Here is a 20,543-nt window from a genome sequence, read left to right as displayed (position 1 = left end):
CCGGCTGCGAGGCCGGCGGGCAAGCACGAAGGGCAAGGACGAAGGGCGCCTCGCGGCGCCCTTCGTTTTTGGCTGCCGGCCGATCGCGGCGTCGGGACCGGACCGGGCGTCCGGCTCAGGACGGATCGGGCTTGCCGCCGAAGATGATCCGGGCGTGGCGCTGATAGGTGAAATACGCCCACGACCAGTTGAGCATCACCAGCAGGCGGTTGCGGAAGCCGATCAGGAAGAACACGTGCGCGGCGAGCCAGAACGCCCAGGCCATGAACCCGGAGAAGCGCAGGCCGCGCAGGTCGACCACCGCGGCGCGGCGGCCGATGGTGGCCAGGTTGCCGTAGTCGACGTAGCCGAACGGCGCGATCGTCTCGCCGCGCAGGCGGGCGCGGATCGCGCGGGCGACGTAGCCGCCCATCTGCTTGGCCGCCGGCGCCACGCCCGGCACCGGCTGGCCGTTGGCCTGCTGCAGGCTGGCCAGGTCGCCGGCGACGAAGATCTCCGGGTGGCCGGGCACGCTGAGATCGGGCTGCACCTGCACCCGCCCGGCGCGGTCGCGCGGCGCGTCGAGCATCGCGCCCAGCGGCGAGGCGGCGACGCCGGCCGCCCACAGCACGGTGCGCGCGGCGACGGTCTCCTCGCCGAGCCGGTAGCCGTCGCCGTCGATCGCCGCGACCGGCGTGCCGGTAACGACTTCCACGCCCAGGCGTTCCAGCTGCGCGCGCGCCTTGGCCGACAGCGACTCGGGGAAGTTCGCCAGCACCCGCGGCCCGGCCTCGATCAAGCGCACCCTGGCCTGCGCCGGATCGATCCGGCGGAACTCGCGGCGCAAGGTGTGGCGGGCGATCTCGGCCAGGGTGCCGGCCAGCTCGACCCCGGTCGGGCCGCCGCCGACCACGGCGAAATGCAGCCAGGAGGCGCGTTCGGCCTCGGTCTGCGCGGCCTCGGCGCGTTCGAACGCGAGCAGCACCCGGCGCCGGATCAGCAGCGCGTCGTCGAGGGTCTTCAGCCCGGGCGCGTTCGCCGCCCACTCGTCGTGGCCGAAGTAGGCGTGGGTGGCGCCGCTGGCGAGCAGCAGGTAGTCGTAGCCGATCGCCTCGCCGTCGGCCAGGCGCAGCCGGCGCGCGCCGGCATCGAGGGCGACGACTTCGCCCAGCCGCACCTCGACGTTGGCCTGCTTGCGCAGGATGTGGCGCAGCGGCGCGGCGATGTCGGGCGCCGACAGGCCGGCGGTGGCGACCTGGTACAGCAGGGGTTGGAACAGATGATGGTTGCGGCGGTCGATCAGGGTGATGCGCACGTCGGCGTTGGCCAGCGCGCGCGTCGCCCACAATCCGCCGAACCCGCCGCCAACGATGACGACGTGTTTGCGCGAATCGCTCATGGCCGTTGGGTCTCCGTCAGCCGCGCAGGCGCTGCGCGAGCAGGTCTTCCAGCTTGCGCTGGTCGGCGGCGAAACGGCGGATGCCGTCGGCGAGCTTGTCGGTCGCCATCGCATCCTCGTTGTGCTGCCAGCGGAACGCGGCCTCGCTGAGCGCCGGCTCCGGCGCGGCGCGGGCGCCGTCGTCGATCAGCGCGCGCGGCACTTCGCCCGCGGCGGCGTCGAGTTCGGCCAACAGCTCCGGCGAGATGGTCAGGCGGTCGCAGCCGGCCAGGGCCAGGACTTGTCCGGTGTTGCGGAAGCTGGCGCCCATCACCACCGTGGCGTAGCCGTGGCGCTTGTAGTAGTTCCAGATCCGGGCCACCGACTGCACGCCGGGGTCGTCCTGCGGCGTGGCCGGCTTGGCCGCGCCGTTGGCCAGGTGCCAGTCGAGGATGCGGCCGACGAAGGGCGAGATCAGATAGACCCCGGCCTCGGCGCAGGCGACCGCCTGGGCGAAGGAGAACAGCAGGGTCAGGTTGCAGTGGATGCCTTCGCGTTCGAGCTGCTCGGCGGCGCGGATGCCTTCCCAGGTCGAGGCGATCTTGATCAGCAGGCGCTCGCGGCCGATGCCGGCGCGTTCGTACAGTTCGACGATGCGCCGGGCCTGGGCCAGGGTAGCGTCGGTATCGAAGCTCAGGCGCGCGTCGACTTCGGTCGAGACGCGGCCGGGAATCAGCTTGAGGATCTCGCCGCCGATCGCCACCGCCAGGCGCAGGCCGGCGTCGCTTACCCGTTCGGCGATGTCCCCGCCCTCGGCGGCGGCCAGCGCCGACTCGATCAGCGGCGCGTAGGCGGGCAGGGACGCGGCCTTGAGCAGCAGCGAGGGGTTGGTGGTGGCGTCGAGCGGACGGAAGCGGGCGATCGCCTCGATGTCGCCGGTGTCGGCGACTACCGCGGACAGCGCGCGCAGTTGTTCGAGCTGGGTCATGGGGATAGGTTTCGTCGTTGGGTTCGCGGACATTTTCGCCGATCGCGATGGCGGCGTCATGAGCGCGCCCTGAGCGGCGCGCGGCGACGGTCGTGCCGCAACCGCGGTTGCGCTAGGCTGGCCGCAGCGGGACCGGCCGGAGCGGCCGGACCGGACGCGAGGAGGAGCGGGCATGGCGGCTGAGGAAAAACGCATCGCGTTGCTGATCGACGCCGACAACGCGCCGGCGGCAAAGATCGAGGCGATCCTGGCCGAGGTGGCCCGCTACGGCGTGGCCAACGTGCGCCGCGCCTACGGCAACTGGAAAAGCCAGAGCCTGAAGGGCTGGGAAGCGGTGCTGCACGAGTACGCGATCCGGCCGATGCAGCAGTTCGCCTACAGCAAGGGCAAGAACGCCTCCGACATGGCCCTGGTGATCGACGCCATGGACCTGCTGTACGCGCGCAACCTGGACGGGTTCGCGATCGTCTCCAGCGACGCCGACTTCACCCCGCTGGTGATGCGGCTGCTGACCGAAGGCGCCAAGGTCTACGGCTTCGGCGAGCAGAAGACCCCGGAGCCGTTCGTCAACGCCTGCTCCAAGTTCACCTATCTGGAAGCGCTGGGCCAGCCGGCCGGCACCGACGCGCCGGCCGACGAGGCGCCGGCCACGCCGCCGCGCAGCGCCGGCGATCTGCGCAGCGACACCCGCCTGGTGCGGATGTTGCGGCGCGCGGTCGATGCGGTCGCCGGCGACGACGGCTGGTCGCATCTGGGTGCGGTCGGCCACCAGATCGGCAATCAGGCTTCGTTCGACTCGCGCAATTACGGCTATCGCAAGCTCAGCGACCTGATCGAGGCCAGCGGCCTGTTCGAGCTGCGCCGCGACAACCAGATCGTGTGGGTGCGCGACAAGCCCAAGGGCAAGGGCGCGGCCAAATCGCCGCCCAAGCCCGCCGACGCGCCCGCCGCCAAGCCCGCGCCGGCAGCGCCCGCGGCCGGCAAACCCAGGCTCAAGGCCAAGTAAGCGACGCCGGACGGCATCGCCCAGGATCGACACCTCTTCAAGGACGAAATGAGCACGGTCACGCTTCCGCCGCCCGCCCGCAGCGACCTGCCGACCCGCCGCCAGGCCTTGCTGTTCGCCTGCAAGGCCTGGGGCCTGCGCACGATCCGGTTCTGGCGCGATGCGCGCGATCCGCAGCGCCCGCGCGCGCATGCGCCTTCGCCCGCGTTGCGCGACGCGCCGGTGTTGGCCGAGTTCGACGGCGCGCTGTGGCCTCGCGACGAGGCCGACCCGTTGCTGGTCGCCGGCAAACTGCAGAACCTGCGCGTGGCGTTGCGCCGGCTCGACGGCATCGAGGTGCCGGCCGGGGCGGTGTTCGGTTTCTGGAAGCAGGTCGGCCGCGCGACCCGCGCGCGCGGCTACGTCAGCGGCCGCGAGCTGCGCGAGGGCTGCGTGATTCCGGCGATCGGCGGCGGCCTGTGCCAGTTGTCCAACGCCTTGTACGACAGCGCGGTGCGCGCCGGCCTGGAGGTGGTCGAACGCCACCGCCATTCGCGCACCCTGCCGGGTTCGCTGGCCGAGCAGGACCGCGACGCGACCGTGTTCTGGAATTACCTCGACCTGCGCCTGCGTGCGCCGTTCGCCTGGCGCCTGGAAGTGACGATGGATGCGCAGCGCTTGCGCTTGCGCATCCGCGCCCGGGCGCAGATGCAGGCCGCCCTGCCGCTGGCGCCGTCGCCGCGGCGCGCGACCTCGGTGGTCAACGATTGCGGCAGCTGCGGCCAGACCGAATGCCATCGTCATACCGGGCCGTCCGCGCGCGGTCTGCGCCGGACCTGGTGGATCGAGGAGGCCTGGCCGGAGTTCCGCCAACATCTGCAGGACCAGCGCGGCGAAGGCGACCGCGTGTTCGGCGCCGGCGGCGCGGCGCTGCCGGCGCAGGCCGCGCACCGGCGCGTGGCGCAGTCGCTGGCCTGGCGCTATCGGCGCCGGCGCGGCCAGGCCTTGCCGCAGGTGCGGCTGGCGCAGCTGCAGGGGCATGCGCGCGATCTGGCCCGGCGCCTGCAGGCGCGCGACGTCGAGTTGGTGCTGCCGCAGAGTCTGCTGCCGTTCCTGTGGCGCGACGGCGAACTGGCCGGGCGCCGTTATGCGGTGCTGATGACCGCATTGCCGATGGCGGCCTTGCAGGACGAACTCGACCGCGCGGTGCGGCGCCGGCCGCAATGCGCTTCGCTGCGCGATTTCCGCGCCGATCCGCAGCTGATCGAAGACGAGTGGCAGGGCCTGCTCGGCGCGCAGGCCTGGCTGAGTCCGCATGCGCAGGTGCTGCAGCTGGCCGGCGCGCGCGCGAGCGCCCTGGCTTGGGCGTTGCCGACGGCGTTGCAGCGCCTGCCGCGCGCGGTCGGCGCGCCGCCGCGGGCGCTGTTCGCCGCTTCGGCGCTGGCGCGCAAAGGCATCCACGAACTGCTCGAAGCGCTGCGCGGCGACGAGGTCGAGATCCTGCTGCCGCCGGGCGACGGCGAGCGCGGCCTCGATCCCGGCCGCGCCCGCCTGCGCCGCGTCGCCAGCTATGCGCAGGGCTTGAGCGAAGCCGATGCGGTGGTCTTGCCGGCCTGGGTCGAACACCAGCCGCGGGCCTTGCTGAGTGCGATCGCCAGCGGCATTCCGGTGGTCGCGACGCCGGCCTGCGGGCTCGGCGAGGCCTTGCCCTGGCGGCGGGTGGAGGCCGGCGACGTCGACGGCCTGCGCAGCGCGGTGCGCGACGCCCTGGCCTGAGCGGCGCCGCTCAGTACAGGTCGGCCGGATCCACGTCCAGCGACCAGCGCACCTTGCGCGTTTCCGGCGCGGCGTGGATCGCCGGCAGCGCCGCGTCGAGCGCGGCGTGCAGGCTGCGCCGCTGCGGCGCCGACAGGATCAGCTGCGCGCGCAAGTAGCCGGCGCGGCGCGGCATCGGCGCCGGCACCGGGCCGCTGATCTCCAGCGCGCGCGCGTCGCCGTCGCCGCGGCGCGCGGCGGCGGCGCGCTCGAGTTCGCGCCGCGCCATCGCCAGGAACGCATTGGCCAGTTCGACCTGCTGCGCTTCGGCGCGGATCAGCGCCATGTGCGCGAACGGCGGGAACTCGGCGGCCTCGCGCTGGGCCAGCTCGGTCTCGGCGAAAGCGGCATAGCCGCCCGACAACAGCGTGTGCAGCAGCGGATGGTCGGGGTGGTGGGTCTGCAGCAGCACTTCGCCGGGCTTGTTCGCGCGGCCGGCGCGGCCGGCCACCTGGATCAGCAACTGGGCGAGTTTTTCCGGGGCGCGGAAGTCGGCGCTGAACAAGCCTTCGTCGATGCCGACCACCGCGACCAGGGTCAGGTTGGGCAAGTCGTGGCCCTTGGCCAGCATCTGGGTGCCGACCAGCACGCCCGGCGCGGTGCCGAACTGCGCCAGCAGTTTTTCCAGCGCGTCGCGCTTCTGGGTGCTGCCGCGGTCGATGCGCAGCACCGGAAAGTCGGACAGGCGCGCGGCCAGCGATTCCTCGATCCGTTCGGTGCCGGCGCCCTGCGACTGCAGGGCCAGGCCGCCGCAGTCGGGGCAGGCGTCGGGCGCCGGCCGGCGGGTGCCGCAGTGGTGGCATTGCAGGCGCCGGCCGCCGCCGTGCACGGTCATCGGCGTGCCCTTGAGCGGGGTGCTGCAGCGCGGGCAGTGCGCGCTCCAGCCGCAGTCGTGGCACAGCAGCACCGGCGCATAGCCGCGGCGGTTCTTGAACACCAGCACCTGGCCGCCGGCGCGCAGCTCGGCGTGGACGCGTTCGAACAGCTCCGGCGACAGGCCGGCTTCGAGCGGGCGCTTGCGCACGTCGACCACCCGCACCCGCGGCGCCTGCGCCTGGCCGGCGCGGCGCTGCAGGCGCAGATGGCCGTAGCGGCCGGCCTGGGCGTTGCGCAGCGACTCCAGCGACGGGGTCGCGCTGCCGAGCAGCACCGGCACGTCCAGGGCCTTGGCCCGGACCAGGGCGAAGTCGCGGGCGTGGTAACGGATCCCGTCCTGCTGCTTGAAGCTGGCGTCGTGTTCCTCGTCGATCACGATCAGGCCCGGCTCGGACAGGGGCAGGAACACCGCCGAACGGGTGCCGACCGCGACCCGCGCCTCGCCGCGCGCGAACGCGGCCCAGGTGCGGGCGCGTTCGCCGTCGCCGAGCCCGGAATGCAGGGCGTGCACCGGCACGCCGAGGCGGGCGCGGAAGCGCGCCAGGGTCTGCGGGGTCAGGCCGATCTCCGGCACCAGCACCAGGGCCTGCTTGCCGCGCGCCAGGCAGTCGGCGATGGCGTGCAGGTAGACCTCGGTCTTGCCGCTGCCGGTGACGCCGTCCAGGAGCAGGGCGTTGAAGCCCTCGGCGGCCAGCACCGCGTCGACCGCGGCCTGTTGTTCGTCGTTGAGCGCCGGGCCCGGCTGCGGCTGCGGCGCCTGCGCCAGGGCCGGCACCGCGATGCGCTCGGCATGACCGCGCTTGGCCAGGCTGCGGGCCGCCTCGCGCCAGCCGTCGAACAGGTTGTCGAGGCGATCTTCGTCGAGCGTGCCGTGATCGTGCAGCAGATCGGCCAGCCGGCGCGGCTTGCCGGCGCGCAGCCGCTCGCGCTCGGCGGCCCCGGCCTCGGTCGCGCACCAGGCCCAGGCGTGGGTGTCCGGCAGCGGCTCGCCGTGGCGCAGCGGCCCGGGCAGGGCGGTGGCCAGGACCTCGCCCAGCGGGGCGTGGGTGTAGCGCGCCAGCCAGCGCAGCGACTCGAGCAGTTCGCCCTGCAGCAGCGGCGCCGGGTCGAGCCGGGCCAGCGCGGTCTTGAGCGCCGCGCCGTCGCCGTCGAACTCGGGCGCGCCGACCTCGGCGACCACCCCGACCAGTTCGCGCCGCCCGAACGGCACCTGCACCCGGCAGCCGATCGCGTCCGGTCCGGTCTCGCCGGCCGGCGGCAGGTAGTCGAACAGGCGCGGCAACGGCAGGGGCAGGGCGACGCGCCAGACGGTCTGCGGCGGCGGAAACGGGGCTTCGGGCATCGGCCCAGTCTAGCGACAGCGCCGCGCCGGCGGCAGGCGAAGCAGTTGCGGACCATTGCTCCCGGTTACGTGACAAAAATCACGCAAGTGATGGTGTGCCAAGGGGTTTTTCCCTTATCCACACGGTCTGTGGATAAATCTGTGCATGGCGGGCCCGCGGGGGTCTTCGAGTGCATGCAAATACAGGGAAGGGTTAGGTTGGTGAAAAAATAGCCACAGCGGTTATTTTCTTTGGAATCATCGGCTTAGGTGTGAAACATCGCTGTAATGCGGGTTCCGTACCGGGCAAAGTGTGGCTTCGTGACGATTCCATTACTGCTGTGCACAACCGCATTTGGGCCGCGAGCCGCGCCGGGCTTTGCGCGGCGCCGGATCGGGCGCTTGTCAAGCGTTTTGTGCGCGCCCTGCCTCGCTATGATGCGGCGTATGGTGAAGCCGTTCCGATGAGTTCGAAGTCCCCCGCCGCGGCCCCCGCCGCGACCGCCGCCGGCCCCGGTTCGGGCCCGCGTTCCGGCCCGCCGGCCGCCCTGTCCGCCTTCCTGCGCGGCGTCGAACGGCGCGGCGCGGTACTGGCCGAGTTGCAGGCCGGCGATGCCGCTGCCGGCGACGCCGCGCTGGCCGCGGCGATGGCCCAGTTCCGCCCGATCGCCGCACAAGCGGCGCTGGGCGAATGGCCGAGCCGGTTCTGGTCGCTGCTGCTGACCCAGCCGGGCCTGCGCCACCGCACCCCGGTGGCGATCGCGCTCGAAGCCACCGACCGGCTGGCCGAGCTCGGCAGCGGGCCGCGCGCGGCGCTGCTGCTGCGCCTGGCCGCCGGGCTGGACGAGAACGAGGCCGCGGCGGCGCTGGGCGTGGCTGCGCCTAGCTATCGCCTGGCCCTGCAGCGCGCCCTGCCGCGCCATGCCGACGGCCGCGCCGACCCGGTGGCCTGGCAGCAGCTGCGCGAACAGGTCCACCGCCGGATCAAGACCTTGCCGGCGGAGCGCCTGCAACGGCTGAGCCAGGCGCGCGAGACGGCGCTGGGCGGCGAGCCGGCCGCGACCGCCCCGGCCGGACGCCGCGCCGCCGCTGCCGCGCCGGCCCGCCCGCGCTGGCTGATGCCGCTGCTGTGGAGCGGCCTGGCCGCCTGCGCGCTGGCGTTCGCGGCGACCTTCTGGAGCGAGGGCCCGGCCGGACGCTGGCTGGCCGGGTCGGACCGGATCGAGATCGAGCCGCTGCCCGCCGCCTCGGCTCCGGCCGAACGCTACCAGCGCGAATCCGGGCTGATCGCCCACCGCGATTTCGAACTGATCGCCGACCCGGCCGGCGAAGCCGCCGCGGCGGATCTGGCCTTCCACAGCTGGCTGGCGGCGCTGGACGCCGGCCGGATCGTGCCGGCCGAGCCGTCGTCCGACCCGGCCGCCGTCGACCCGTCGTCGACGCCGGCGGCGCCCGCCACCGGCAGCGAAACCCAGGACCTGGAGAGCGCCGATGCGCCGTGACCGCAGCACCCGCCGCTGGCCGGCGCGGGCCGCCTTGGGCCTGGTCGTCATCGCCCTGGCCGGCGCCGCCGCGGCCTTGCCGCCGGATCTGGAACAGACCCTGTCGCGGTTGCCGGCCGAGGCCCGCGCCCGCCTGCAGGCGCAGGGCGCGCGCTGGGACAGCTGGAACGAGAGCGAGCGGCGCCAGTTCGGCCAGCGCGCGGCGCAATGGGAGCAACGCCCGGCCGGCGAACGCGGCGCGGTGCGCGAGCGTTACCGGGCCTGGCAGAACCTGAGCGCCGGCGACCGGGCCGAGGTCCAGGCCGCCGCGGCGCGCTACGCCGCGCTGCCGCCGGAGCAACAGCAGGCGCTGCGCGCCCGTTTCGACGCGCTCGACGGCAGCGAACGCCACGGTTGGCTGCTCGGCCCGCAACTGGGCGCCGACTATCCCGCGCTGCAGCCGCTGCTGGCGCAGCTGCCGGCGCCGCAGCACGCCGCCTTGCTGGCCGCGCTGCACGGCCTGAGCGCGCAGCAGCGCAAGGATCTGGCGGTGCTGGTCCAGCGCACTCCGCCGCAGGAACGCGCCAGGTTGCGCGGCGAGCTGCTGGCGGCGCCGGCGGCCAGCCGCGGCGCCTGGCTGCAGGACGCCCTGCAGCGCTGAAACCGTGACCGGGTCGGCGCCGCTACAGACTGCGACGGCCCTCGTCGCGGCCGCGGGCTAGAGTCGGCGCTCCGTCGGCCACCGGGCTTCGCGCATGATCGTCGAGTACATCCGTTACCGCCTGCCGGCCGACGCCGGCGAGGCGTTCGAGCGCGACTATGCGCGCGCCGCGCAGGTGCTGGACGCCTCGCCGCACTGCCTGGCCTACGAGCTGTCGCGTTGCGTCGACGAACCCGCGTGCTACCTGCTGCGGATCGAATGGGACAGCGTCGACGGCCACCTGCAAGGCTTCCGCAAGAGCGCCGGCTTCGCCGACTTCCTGGCCGCGATCCGCGGCTACATCGGCGCGATCGAAGAGATGCGCCACTACCGGGTCGGCGGCGTGGCCGCGCGCAAGCCGGCGGCCTGAGCGCGGTCCGGGTTCAAGCCAGCGGCTGCAAAATCCGCCGGCTGGCCTGGAAGCGTCCGCCGAAGCGGGCGACGCCGTCCGCGCGCAGGCGCGGCGCGTGCTCGCGCAGGTAGTCCTCGAGCGCGGCGCGATCGCGCAGGCGGTACTGCACGCACAGGCCGAAGCGGCCCGCGGCGGCGGCCGGCTCCTCGACCCGCAACCATTGCGCGCCGAGAAACCCCGGCAGGGCGCAGATCTCGTCGATGTGCGCGCGCAGCCAGGCCAGGTACTCGGCTTCGATCGCCGCATCGACCTCGAGCGAGACTTCGTACACGACCTCGGCCTGGTTCGCGCTCATGGCGGTTCGGTCCGCGCTCACATCCGCACGATCGTGGTCACCGCCAGGGCGACGGCGGCGATGCTCAGCATCACGAAGTACAGCGAACCGATCACGCTGTAGCGCACCAGGGTCAGCAGCCAGCCGTTGCCGTACACGCGCTTTTGCATGATCAGCAGGTAGATCGGCATCCACAGCCAGAGCAGGCCGATCGCGGTGCCGCCGACGATGCCGAACGCGGGCCAGTGCGGCGCGATCGCGCCGCCCAGCAGGGTCAGCAGGAACATCGCCAGGAACACCAGGCACAGGTAGGCGTGGCTGTACAGCGCGACCACCAGATGCTCGAGATAGCCGCGGCCCGAACCCAGGTAGGCCAGCTTCAGCAGCAGCGCGAACATCGGCACCATCAGGAACAGCGCCGACGGAATCGCGCCGATCAGGGTGTTCATGTAGCGCCACGGCTCCTTGCTGAGCCGGCTGATGTTGGTCTGGCCGATGCCGACCTGGCGGTTGAGCCAGTCGTTGGCGAACTTGGGCAGGTAAGGCGACACCAGCGGGTTGGTCTGCGCGTCCCAGGGCTTGCCGTTGAAGCTCAGCGGATCGTGGATGTCGTCGCAGTCGGCATCGCCGTAGCGGTCGCGGTCGGACTTGCGCGCCGCCCGGCCTTCGCTGACTTCCGCATGCGCCTGCTGCAGGGCGGCGACGCGGCAACCGGCTTCGGCGTTGGTCCGGCGGATCTGCTTGGCCAGTTCGAAGGCCTGCGGCGAGGCCGGCGCGAGCTTGCTCAGCTGCGCCTGCAGGGGCGCGATCTGGCGGTTGCGCCATTGCTCGACTGCGCCCATGGTTTCGGCCGCCTGCACCGAGCCGGCGGCCGCGGCGCCGCCTTCGCGCTGGCCCTGGGCTTTTTGTTTGGCGACCTCGGCGTCGTCGAGCCTCTGCAGCGCGCGCAGCGCTTCGATGCGCTTGTCGGCCTGGCGCTGCACGCCCTCGATCGATTTCTGGATCGGGCTGCGCGCCGCCTCCGGCACCGACTGCCGGGCCAGTTCCAGCTCCTTGACCATGCGCGTGCGCAAGGCCTCGACCTCGAGCACCGAGTCGGCCTCGCGGAACTGCTTCTTGGTGTTGCCCAGGCGCACGGTAGGGCCCTGGACGTCGTTGAAGCTGATCAGGCGCTGGTTATCGTCGAAGTGGATCGCGAACTTGGCGACGAAGAAGGTCAGCACCGACAGCACCACGAACAGCCGCAGCGGCGGCACGTAGCGCATGCGGTGGCCGCGGATGTAGTTGGCCGCGGCCCGGCCCGGGGACAGCAGATCGCGCAAGGTGCGGAAAATGCGCCCGTCCAGGTGCCAGAACGACTCGAACACCTCTTCCAGGGCGTGGCCGACGTGACGGATCGGGTTGTGCACCGACTGCCCGCAGGCGTGACAGAACTCGCCGTGCAATTCGGCGTGACAGTTCTCGCAATGGCTGAGATCGCCATGGCCGTGGGCGGAACCTGCGCTTGCGCTCATGAGTGACGAACGAGGCTCCCCGGCCTTCACTTTCGAGCGGGTAAGATAGCCCTCCGCCGCGACCCGGCGCCAGCGCCCTAGACCGGATGCGCGGCCGCAGTCGTGCTGTTGGGTTCCCCGATGTCCGCGTCATCCCCCTCCGTCTCGCGCTCCGGCCTGCCCGGCGAGATCCGCACCACCGTGGTTCTGGCCGCGCCGCTGGTCGCCGGCCATGTCTCGACCGGCCTGATCGGCTTCGTCGACAACACCCTGGCCGGCCACCACGGCACCACCACCCTGGCCTCGGTCACCATCGGCACCGCGCTGTGGTGGCTGCCGATGATGGTGCCGATCGGCACCCTGCTGTCGGTGCCGCCGTCGGTGTCGCAGCTGGAAGGCGCCGGCCGCCGCGGCGAGATCGGCGCGCTGTTCCGCCAGGCGATGTGGCTGGCGGCGCTGCTGAGCGTGTTCCTGTTCGCGTTCCTGACCGCGATTCCCTATGCGCTCGGCGCGATGGGCATCGCGCCGGAAATCATTCCCGGCGCGCAGGCTTTCCTGCACGGCATCCGTTGGGGCGTGCCGGCGCTGACCCTGTTCTTCTGCATGCGCTACCTCAGCGAGGGCCTGCACTGGACCTTGCCGACCATGCTGCTCAGCGCCGGCGGCCTGCTGGTGCTGTTGCCGCTGGGCTACGTGCTGACCTTCGGCGAGTTCGGCCTGCCCGAACTCGGCGCCGGCGGGCTCGGCATCGCCTCGGCGGCGATGCTGTGGGTGCAGGCGATCGGTTTCTTCCTGGTTCTGCGCCGGGCGCGCCGGTTCGCCGACCTGGGCCTGTTCGCGCGCTTCGACCGTCCGCACTGGCCGACCATCCGCGGCCTGCTCGCCACCGGCCTGCCGATCGGGGTGACCGTGCTGATGGAAGGCAGTCTGTTCATCGTCACCGCCTTGCTGATCGGCCGCCTCGGCGAGGTCCAGGCCTCGGCGCACCAGATCGCGATCAACCTGTCGGCGCTGTGCTTCATGGTGCCGATGGCGCTGGCCGAGGCGACCACGGTGCGGGTCGGCCACGCGCTCGGCCGCGGCGACGTCGACGGGGTGCGGCGGGCGATCTGGGCCGGCTACGCGATCGTGATCGGCACCCAGCTGATGTCCGGCATCGTTCTGCTCAGCGCCAACGATCTGCTGGTGAGTTTCTACACCCGCGACGCCGCGGTCGCCGCCCTGGCCGCCTCGCTGCTGTTCTACGCGGCGATGTTCCAGTTTCCCGACGGGGTCCAGGTGCTGTCCGCCGGCGCCCTGCGCGGGCTCAAGGACACCCGCATGCCGATGCTGCTGGCCGCCCTGGCCTATTGGGGCGTGGGCATGCCGGTCGGCGCCGGCCTCGGCCTGGGCCTGGGCTGGGGACCGAAGGGCATGTGGATCGGCCTGATCGCCGGCCTGACCGTGGCCGCGGTGCTGCTGGGCCTGCGCCTGCTGCGTTCCAGCGCCCCCGACGCCCTGTCCCGCCGCATCGCCGCCGAGCACCCGCACGAGCTGGACCCGCATGAGACGGGGTGCACTTGAGGCCGGGAATCGGGAATGGGGAATCGGGAATCGGAAAAGCCGGGACCGGCGGGCGGGAAACTTTTGCGGTTTGTCCGCTTTATAACGATTCCCCATTCCCCATTCCCCATTCCCGCTCGTAGCCCTTACGAATGGCGGGTGAAACCCGGCCCCGGCCCGGTTAGGCTGGGCGCGTATTCATGGAGCTTCTGCAAATGAACGATACCGCCTCGTCCCGCGGGCCTTTGGCCCGGCTGATCGTCGGCGCCTGGGATGCGATGAATTTCACCCGCCGGTTGTTCTTCAACCTGGTGTTTTTCGGTGTGCTGCTGTTTTTCGCCCTGGCGGTGATGTTCGGCGGCCGGCCCGAGCCGCTGCTGGAGCGCACCACCCTGGTGATCGCACCGGAGGCCAACCTGGTCGAGCAGTACAGCTCCGATCCGGCCTCGCGCGCGCTCGGCAAGGCCTTCGGCGACCGCAACGAGGAAGTGCAGCTGCGCGACCTGCTGCGCGCGCTGGACGCGGCCAAGGACGACAAGCGGATCGAGCGCGTGGTGCTGCGCCTGGACAAGCTGCAGGCCTCGGGCATGGCCTCGCTGCGCGAGGTCGCCGCCGCGGTCGCGCGCCTGCGCGAGAGCAAGAAGGAAGTGATCGCCTTCTCCGAAGCCATGGACCAGAAGCAGTACCTGGTGGTGGCCCAGGCCAACCAGCTGTACCTGGACCCGATGGGCGGCATGCTGCTGGAAGGCCTCGGCCGCTATCGCCAGTACTACCGCGAAGGCCTGCAGGACAAGCTCGGCGTCGACGTGCACCTGTTCCGGGTCGGCGAGTTCAAGTCCGCCGCCGAGCCCTACATCCTCGACGCGGCCTCGGAAGAGTCCAAGACCGCCGACCTGTTCTGGATGAACGATCTGTGGTCGCGCTACCTTGGCGACGTGGCCAAGGCGCGCAAGCTCGACCCGGCCCAGCTCGCCGCCAGCATCGACCAGTTGCCCGAGCGGCTGGACGCGGTCCAGGGCGACCTGGGCAAGTACGCGCTGCAGCAGAAGCTGGTCGACGGCCTGAAGACCCGCGGCGAAGTCGACGAACTGCTGACCAAGCGCGGCGTCGCCGACGAGGACGCCGAAGGCGGCTTCCGGCAGATTTCCCTCGAGGCCTACGTGGCCAGCCTGGATCGGGTGATCAACCCGGCCGACCAGCGTCCGCAGGTGGCGGTGGTGGTGGCCGAGGGCGAAATCACCGGCGGCGAGCAGCCGCCGGGCACGATCGGCGGCGTATCGACCGCGGCCCTGCTGCGCGAAGCGCGCGAGGACGAAAACGTGAAGGCGCTGGTGCTGCGGGTGGATTCGCCCGGCGGCGAAGTGTTCGCCTCCGAGCAGATCCGCCGCGAAGTGGTCGCGCTGAAGGCCGCCGGCAAGCCGGTGGTGGTGTCGATGGGCGACCTGGCCGCGTCCGGCGGTTACTGGATCTCGATGAACGCCGATCGGATCTACGCCGATCCTTCGACCATCACCGGCTCGATCGGCATCTTCGGCATGATCCCGACCGTGCCGCGCGCGCTGGAGAAGATCGGCGTGCACACCGACGGCGTCGGCACCACTCGCCTGGCCGGCGCGTTCGACATCACCCGGCCGCTGGCGCCGGAAGTCGGCAGCGTGATCCAGAGCGTGATCAACAAGGGCTACGCCGATTTCACCGGCCGCGTCGCCAACGCGCGCAAGCGTCCGGTGGCGGAGATCGATGCGGTCGCGCGCGGCCGGGTGTGGAGCGGCGCGCAGGCCAAGGAACGCGGCCTGGTCGACGCGCTGGGCGGTCTGTCCGATGCGGTCGACGACGTCGCCAAGCGGGCCAAGCTCGGCAAGGCCGGCGAGTACCGGGTGCGCTACGTGGAGAAGATGCCGACCCCGTTCGAGCGCTTCTTCGCCAACTTCGCCCAGAGCCGCGCCGGCAGCGCCATGCTCGGCCAATCGGACTTCGCCCGCGGCCTGCTGGTCAAGGCGATGCCGCAGGCGGCGGCGGACCTGCGCTTCCTGCAGAGCGCTGCGGTGCCGACCCGCGGCGTGCCGGTGAAGTCGCTGGCGTATTGCTTCTGCGAGTTGTAAGCCAGTCGCCCGATGACGGCGGCGGCCGGGTCTGGGCCGCCGCAGCGTCGCCGAAACGGGTCGCTACGGCGGCCCGTTTTCGTTAAGGGATGGCGGTCGTGCGGCGGGACTCAGCCGCCGGCGGCTTCGATCGCGTCGCGCTGGCGCTGCGCGCCCTGGTCGACCGCGTCCTCGGTGCCCTTGGCCTGTTCCAGCGGTTGCTGGATTGCGTCGCGCAGCTGGGTCGCCTGCGGTTCGACCGGGCGTTCTTTTTCCGGCGGTTGCGGTTTGCTGCACGCCGACAGCGCGCCCAGCGCGGCGACGGCGATCACGAGAGGCAGGGTGCGGCAAGGCGTCATGGCGGCATCCTCGGTCGGCTGGCCGTTATGCTACGCCGGTCGCGCCGGCGGCGCGCCCGATTTCATGCAAGCCGTTCCACGCAACCCATTCCGCGCAGATCTGGAGAAGGCTATGGACCCGAAACGTTGGCGCCTGGACGGACAGCTGGCCCTGGTGACCGGCGGCAGCGCCGGCATCGGCCGGGCGATCGCGCGCGAGCTGCTCGGCTTCGGCGCCGACGTGCTGCTGGCCGCGCGCGACGCCACCGCGCTGGAGTCGGCGCGCGCCGAACTGGTCGAGGACTATCCCGAGCGCGACATCCACGCCTTCGTCGCCGACGTCGCCGACGACGAGCAGCGGCGCGAACTGCTGGATTGGGTCGAGGACTTCGGCGAAGGCCTGCACATCCTGGTCAACAACGCCGGCGGCAACCTCAGCAAGCCGACCAACGACTACACCGAGGACGAGTGGCGGCAGATCTTCGAGATCAACCTGTTCTCGGCCTTCGAACTGTCGCGCTACGCGCATGCGCTGCTGACCCGGCATGCGGCCTCGAGCATCGTCAACGTCGGCAGCGTGTCCGGCAACCTGCACGTGCGCACCGGTTCGCCCTACGGCATGAGCAAGGCGGCGATGCACCAGATGACCCGCAACCTGGCGGTGGAATGGGCCGAGGACGGGATCCGGGTCAACGCGGTCGCGCCCTGGTACATCCGCACCCGCCGCACCTCCGACAAGCTGGCCGATCCCGATTACCTGGACGAGGTGCTGCTGCGCACGCCGCTGGGCCGGATCGGCGAGCCGGAAGAGGTGGCCGCGGCGGTGGCCTTCCTGTGCCTGCCGGCCTCGGGTTACATCACCGGCGAATGCATCGCGGTCGACGGCGGTTTTCAGCGTTACGGTTTCTGATTCGCGCCGCGGGCGCGGGCAAGGAGGCGGACATGCGGTGGATGGCATCGACGGTGCTGGCGCTGGCCGGCGCGACTCTCGCCCACGCCGGCGCTGCCGCAATCGCGGCCGAGGCCGGCGAGGCCGCATTGCGCGCGCCCGAGGCGGGCACCGCGCTGTGGATCGGCGCCGACCACCAGCACGCGGGCGAATATCCGTTCTCGCTGGCGCTCGGCGACGCCGGCGACGATTCCGCCGCAGCGCCCTGGCTGGGCCGCGAGCTGCGCGTTTACGCCGATGGCCAGGCGCGCGGCCGGGCGCGTCCGCTGCGCCGCATCGCCGGTTCCGACCTGGGCTGCAGCGAGCCGGACCGGCTCGCGTTCGCGCCCGGCGACGAGGCGCCCGCGCTGGGCGAGCACGGCGCCTGGCTGGCCGATTTCGATCTCAATCCGGAGCAGCGCCTGCAGCGCCGCGCGGCGACGGCCGCCGAGCGCGAGGAACTGCTGGCCGAACTGGTGGCGATGGCGGTGCCGGGCCGGGTCGAGCGGCCGCAGCGCCTGCGCCAGGCCGTGGCCCAGTGGCGGCGCGACGGCGAGGCCGCGGGACGGCGCGAGTTGTGGCTGGTCGCCGATGCGCGCGCGCCGCAACGCCGCTGGGCGCTGCTGACCCTGGACGCGGAGTTCGACGCCGGCGCGGACGATGCGCGCGAACGGATCGGCGCGGTGGCGCTGTTCGCGCGCGAGGCGGACGATCGCGGCTGGCGCCGCAGGGCCTGGGTCTCGACCGCGTCCTGCGCCGATTGCGAGGGCATGGAGCCGCGCCACCAAGCGCTGGACTTCGCCGACCTCGACCGCGACGGCGCCCCCGACTTCCTGTTCGAGGTCCAGCAGTACGAAAGCTGGAGCCACCGACTGCTGCGTTCCGGCGGCGAGGGCGGGTCCTGGCAGGCGCTGGACGGCGGAGGCGGCTGCTGAGGCCGCGGCCGAAGCGGTGCCCCGGCCGGCGAACCCCGCGCATCGACGCAGCGCGCGACCGTTCGGCGGCGGCGCCGCGGCGCGCCGTTGCGGCGCGAACCGCGGGCGTATACTGCGGCCATGCGTCTCGCCCTGACCATCGTCGCCGCCGACGGCGCCGAACTGCCCGCCGGCAGTGCGGTCAGCGTGCAGCTGCGCGACACCTCGTTCGAGGACGCGCCGGCGCGGGTGCTCGACGAATGGGCGCAGACCGTGCCCGAACACGCCCAGTCGCTGCCGTTGCAGGTCGAGATCGCCGACGACCTGATCGACGCCGCCGACGCCACCTGGTGGGTGCACGTCGACAGCGACGGCGACGGCCGCCTCGGCCGGGGCGACTACGTTACCGTGCAGTCCTATCCGCTGCGCGCCGGCGACGACGCGCTGACCCTGCAGGTCAAGCGGATCGACTGACCCCGGCCAGCCAGTCGGCCACCGCGCGCGCGATCGGCTGACCGGTACGGTGTTCGATGAACAAGAACTCGCCGGCGGTATTGACCTCGAAGAAGTAGTACTCGCCTTCCGGCGTGCGGCGCAGGTCGATCGCGCCGTAGACCAGGCCCAGTTTGCGCATCAGCGCGCGCAGGCGTTCGCGCAGCGCTTCCGGCAGAGCGTGCTCGCGCACCTCGGCGTCGCCCAGGTTGGGACGGAAGTCGACCGCGCCGGCGGCGGCCGCGGCGCTGCCCGGGTCGAGCTTGATTTCGGCGGCGAACAGCTGGCCGTCGACCGCGGTGACCCGGATGTCGGCGTCGGCCGGCACGAACTCCTGGAAGATCACCGGCGCCAGCCGCACCGTGTCCAGGTGCGGCAGGTCGCTGTCGTCGAAGCGGCGCGTCTCGCGCCACACCGCATGGGTGCAGGAAAAGGTCTTGTGCACGGTCGCGCCGGGGCCGCGCGCGGCGACGAAATCGCGCACCCGTTGCGGGTCGGAGCTGATCAGGGTGCGCGGTACCTTCAGCCCCAGCTCGGCGGCGACGCGCAGTTGCGCGGCCTTGCGCGAGGCGGCGTCGTCGCGGCCGGGGTCGTTCATCCAGCGCGCATCGCCGAGCAGCCGCCACAGCCCGTTCAAGGCCTCGTTCCATTCGTTGGCGGTGAACAGGTGCGCGTTGGCGTCGGTGACGCTGGACAGGTCCGGCGCCTGCGGCCGGCGCCACCATGCCGCGCTGACCCGGTCCAGGGCGTAGCGCTCGCCGCCGGCGCGGGCGTAGTCGATGCGCGGGCGCGCGTCGGCGGCGTACTCGATCGAGAGCGTGGCGCGATCCGGCAATTCGGCCAGATCGAACAACAGCACCGGCTGGTCCATCGACTGCAGGTGGTCGACCACGCGCCGGGCGTGGATGTCCTCGTCGTGCGATATCACCAGGATCACGGCACGTCCTCCCTCGGTGGCGGCTCAGCCCTGGCCGGACTGGGCGATCTGCGCCAGCAGCGCGGCGGTTTCGTCGTACTGGGCCTGCAACGCCGCGCGCGCGGCGTCGGCGCGGGCCAGTTCCTCGGCCAGTTGCTGCAATTGCGCATCCAGCGCGACGACCGCGTCGGCGATCTCCGCATCGCCCGCGCCGCCGTCGCCGGCCGCGCCCGGCAGCGCGCCGGCGCCGGTGGCGATCGCGAACGGCACCGCGCCGCGCACTCCGCCGGGCAGTACCGGGTTGATCACCGCGCCGCGGCCCGGCGTGGTCAGGTTCTCGGCCAGGGTCGGGCCCGGGTCGAACACGCCTTCCTTGCGCGTATCGGCGATCTGCTCCTTGATCGTGTCGCTGATGACGTCCTTGCGCAGCTCCTTGAGGGTGTCCAGCGGGGCTTCCTTGGTCTTTTCCTTGAGCGTATCCAGCGGCGCTTCCTTGATCTTCTCCTTGAGCGTGTCCAGCGGAACTTCCTTGGTCTTTTCCTTGAGCGTGTCCAGCGGCGCTTCCTTGAGCTTCTCCTTGATCGTGACCAGCGGGCAGAACGAGTTGACCGCGGCGATGTCGCCCGGCGACAGGCCGTTGCGCTGGCCGATCACCGTGCCCGGCGGCACCGCGCCGACCGGCACGATGGTGTCCTGGCCGTTGGACGAGAACGCGTTGCGCGGGTAGTGCATGATCGAGCCGTAGTCGTAGCCGCCGATGTCGTCGCCGTCGCTGATGTGCTGGTTGAAGTTGTGCTCGAAGCCGGAGGTGATGTTGGCCCACTCGATGCGCACGAAGGAGTCGCGGTCCTCGCGGCTTTGCTCGTGCCACAGGCCGACCACGTGGCCGATCTCGTGGATGGTGTTGCCCAGGCTGCAAGTGTTGGCGAGGTTGACGAACTGCTGGCCGCCGCGCCGGCCGACCTGGGCCGAGCAGCCGCTGCCGGGACGGAAGGTGACGTAGTCGGCTTCGTTGGTCCGCACCACGAAACGGAAGCGGGTGTTGGCTTCCCAGTGCGCGATGGCGTCGGTGACGCGGGCCTGGTTCGGCAAGCCCGGGTCGATGGTGTAGGGGATCCTGCAACCCGGCCAGCGGAACTGCGAGCCGCTGATCGCCACCGCCATCGCCACGCCGGCGGAGGCTTCTTCGCGCAGCATGTCCGATACGGCTTCCACTTCCTCGACCGTGCCCAGGACGATGTCGCCTTCGAACATCGCCATGCCGTCGATCTCGACGTATTGCACGGCCTTGGCGCGGAAGGTCTCGCCGCGGATCAGCGCGGTGCGGACCGGGCCGCCGCCGCGGAATTCGCCTTGCTTGGGCGGGCGGGTGTTGTCGTCGTCGTTGCCTTTGCGGGTGGCCATGGGGGCTGTCTCCTGGCGTCGCCGGCGCGCCGCGGACCGGCGCGCGGACGCAGGCGCGCACGCGGCCATCGCCGCGGGCGGCGGCGTTCGGGCCGCACTCCGGCGTCCGCGCGGTCGCGCGCCGGTGTCCGGCTCATGCGGGTGGGGCGGAGCGTGCGCGCGCCGGTGCCCGGGCGCGGTCGCCGTTCCGTTCTAGCGGGATGCCGTCCCGTAGCTGGGCGTCGTC

The 20,543-nt window shown here is 72.1% G+C and carries 18 protein-coding genes; 10 read left to right on the top strand and 8 right to left on the bottom strand.

Translation table 11 applies throughout. The features are described from left to right. Nucleotides 1-115: 115 nt before the first annotated feature. Both K4L06_RS05025 and tal read right to left on the bottom strand, forming a co-directional pair. Entirely contained in the window at nt 116-1,378 is a 1,263-nt protein-coding gene (locus K4L06_RS05025; protein ID WP_221670355.1) for an NAD(P)/FAD-dependent oxidoreductase, read from the bottom strand. A 16-nt stretch (nt 1,379-1,394) separates the two neighbouring features. After that, nucleotides 1,395-2,378 carry a transaldolase gene (gene tal, locus K4L06_RS05020; protein WP_343225728.1) on the bottom strand — a complete coding sequence of 328 codons (984 nt, stop codon included), beginning with the start codon at nt 2,376-2,378 and terminating at the stop codon, nt 1,395-1,397. Nucleotides 2,379-2,517: 139 nt separating this feature from the next. Here tal and K4L06_RS05015 point away from each other — a divergent pair, with 139 nt between their 5' ends. Further along, a complete protein-coding gene (locus tag K4L06_RS05015) occupies nt 2,518-3,351 on the top strand; it encodes an NYN domain-containing protein (protein ID WP_221670353.1) in 834 nt (277 codons plus the stop codon). 48 nt (nt 3,352-3,399) lie between these two features. Beyond that, nucleotides 3,400-5,106 carry a VanW family protein gene (locus K4L06_RS05010; protein ID WP_221670352.1) on the top strand — a complete coding sequence of 569 codons (1,707 nt, stop codon included), beginning with the start codon at nt 3,400-3,402 and terminating at the stop codon, nt 5,104-5,106. 10 nt (nt 5,107-5,116) lie between these two features. Here K4L06_RS05010 and K4L06_RS05005 read toward each other — a convergent pair whose 3' ends face one another. Further along, entirely contained in the window at nt 5,117-7,363 is a 2,247-nt protein-coding gene (locus K4L06_RS05005; RefSeq protein ID WP_221670351.1) for a primosomal protein N', read from the bottom strand. A gap of 443 nt (nt 7,364-7,806) precedes the next feature. Between K4L06_RS05005 and K4L06_RS05000 the strand changes: the two genes are divergently transcribed. The 3 genes from K4L06_RS05000 to K4L06_RS04990 all read left to right on the top strand — a co-directional run bounded on the left by K4L06_RS05000 (nt 7,807) and on the right by K4L06_RS04990 (nt 9,893). Then, entirely contained in the window at nt 7,807-8,844 is a 1,038-nt protein-coding gene (locus tag K4L06_RS05000) for a hypothetical protein (protein WP_221670350.1), read from the top strand. Beyond that, complete coding sequence (locus K4L06_RS04995) at nt 8,834-9,484, top strand: DUF3106 domain-containing protein (protein ID WP_221670349.1); 651 nt, start codon at nt 8,834-8,836, stop codon at nt 9,482-9,484. Before K4L06_RS05000 ends, K4L06_RS04995 begins: the two co-directional genes overlap by 11 nt. A gap of 94 nt (nt 9,485-9,578) precedes the next feature. Next, complete coding sequence (locus K4L06_RS04990; RefSeq protein ID WP_221670348.1) at nt 9,579-9,893, top strand: antibiotic biosynthesis monooxygenase family protein; 315 nt, start codon at nt 9,579-9,581, stop codon at nt 9,891-9,893. 13 nt (nt 9,894-9,906) lie between these two features. On the opposite strand, the gene K4L06_RS04985 is transcribed toward K4L06_RS04990, so the two are convergent. Next, nucleotides 9,907-10,230, bottom strand: a complete 324-nt coding sequence (locus K4L06_RS04985; RefSeq protein WP_221670347.1) for a DUF4286 family protein — start codon at nt 10,228-10,230, stop codon at nt 9,907-9,909. Between the two features lie 17 nt (nt 10,231-10,247). Next, on the bottom strand, nt 10,248-11,723 hold the full coding sequence (locus tag K4L06_RS04980; protein WP_221670346.1) for a DUF3667 domain-containing protein: 1,476 nt from the start codon (nt 11,721-11,723) through the stop codon (nt 10,248-10,250). 120 nt (nt 11,724-11,843) lie between these two features. Here K4L06_RS04980 and K4L06_RS04975 point away from each other — a divergent pair, with 120 nt between their 5' ends. Together K4L06_RS04975 and sppA are read left to right on the top strand one after the other, a co-directional pair. Further along, a complete protein-coding gene (locus tag K4L06_RS04975) occupies nt 11,844-13,265 on the top strand; it encodes an MATE family efflux transporter (RefSeq protein WP_221670345.1) in 1,422 nt (473 codons plus the stop codon). Between the two features lie 194 nt (nt 13,266-13,459). Further along, nucleotides 13,460-15,346, top strand: coding sequence for a signal peptide peptidase SppA (gene sppA, locus K4L06_RS04970; RefSeq protein ID WP_221670344.1), 1,887 nt, complete (start codon nt 13,460-13,462; stop codon nt 15,344-15,346). Nucleotides 15,347-15,456: 110 nt separating this feature from the next. Here sppA and K4L06_RS04965 read toward each other — a convergent pair whose 3' ends face one another. Continuing rightward, nucleotides 15,457-15,684: a hypothetical protein gene (locus K4L06_RS04965; RefSeq protein WP_221670343.1), complete on the bottom strand. Its 228-nt coding sequence runs from the start codon at nt 15,682-15,684 to the stop codon at nt 15,457-15,459. Nucleotides 15,685-15,796: 112 nt separating this feature from the next. Between K4L06_RS04965 and K4L06_RS04960 the strand changes: the two genes are divergently transcribed. The 3 genes from K4L06_RS04960 (at nt 15,797) to K4L06_RS04950 (ending at nt 17,979) form a co-directional block, all read left to right on the top strand. Continuing rightward, nucleotides 15,797-16,573: an SDR family oxidoreductase gene (locus K4L06_RS04960; RefSeq protein WP_221670342.1), complete on the top strand. Its 777-nt coding sequence runs from the start codon at nt 15,797-15,799 to the stop codon at nt 16,571-16,573. A 32-nt stretch (nt 16,574-16,605) separates the two neighbouring features. Beyond that, the gene (locus tag K4L06_RS04955) at nt 16,606-17,526 is read left to right on the top strand and encodes a hypothetical protein (protein WP_221670341.1); all 921 of its coding nucleotides are present in this window, start codon (nt 16,606-16,608) and stop codon (nt 17,524-17,526) included. A 120-nt stretch (nt 17,527-17,646) separates the two neighbouring features. Next, the gene (locus tag K4L06_RS04950; RefSeq protein WP_221670340.1) at nt 17,647-17,979 is read left to right on the top strand and encodes a YbaY family lipoprotein; all 333 of its coding nucleotides are present in this window, start codon (nt 17,647-17,649) and stop codon (nt 17,977-17,979) included. Here the strand turns inward: K4L06_RS04950 and K4L06_RS04945 are convergent. Beyond that, nucleotides 17,963-18,934, bottom strand: a complete 972-nt coding sequence (locus tag K4L06_RS04945; RefSeq protein ID WP_221670339.1) for an MvdC/MvdD family ATP grasp protein — start codon at nt 18,932-18,934, stop codon at nt 17,963-17,965. The two genes, K4L06_RS04950 and K4L06_RS04945, sit on opposite strands and share 17 nt — an antisense overlap. Nucleotides 18,935-18,958: 24 nt before the next feature. Next, entirely contained in the window at nt 18,959-20,317 is a 1,359-nt protein-coding gene (gene legP / locus K4L06_RS04940; protein ID WP_221670338.1) for a Dot/Icm T4SS effector Zinc-dependent metalloprotease LegP, read from the bottom strand. Between the last annotated feature and the right edge of the window lie 226 nt (nt 20,318-20,543).

Origin of the sequence: Lysobacter sp. BMK333-48F3, assembly GCF_019733395.1 — a bacterium.
Taxonomy (GTDB): Bacteria; Pseudomonadota; Gammaproteobacteria; order Xanthomonadales; family Xanthomonadaceae; genus Lysobacter.
The sequence above is the reverse complement of the archived record's forward strand: the minus strand, read 5'-3'. Positions and strand labels throughout refer to the sequence as shown.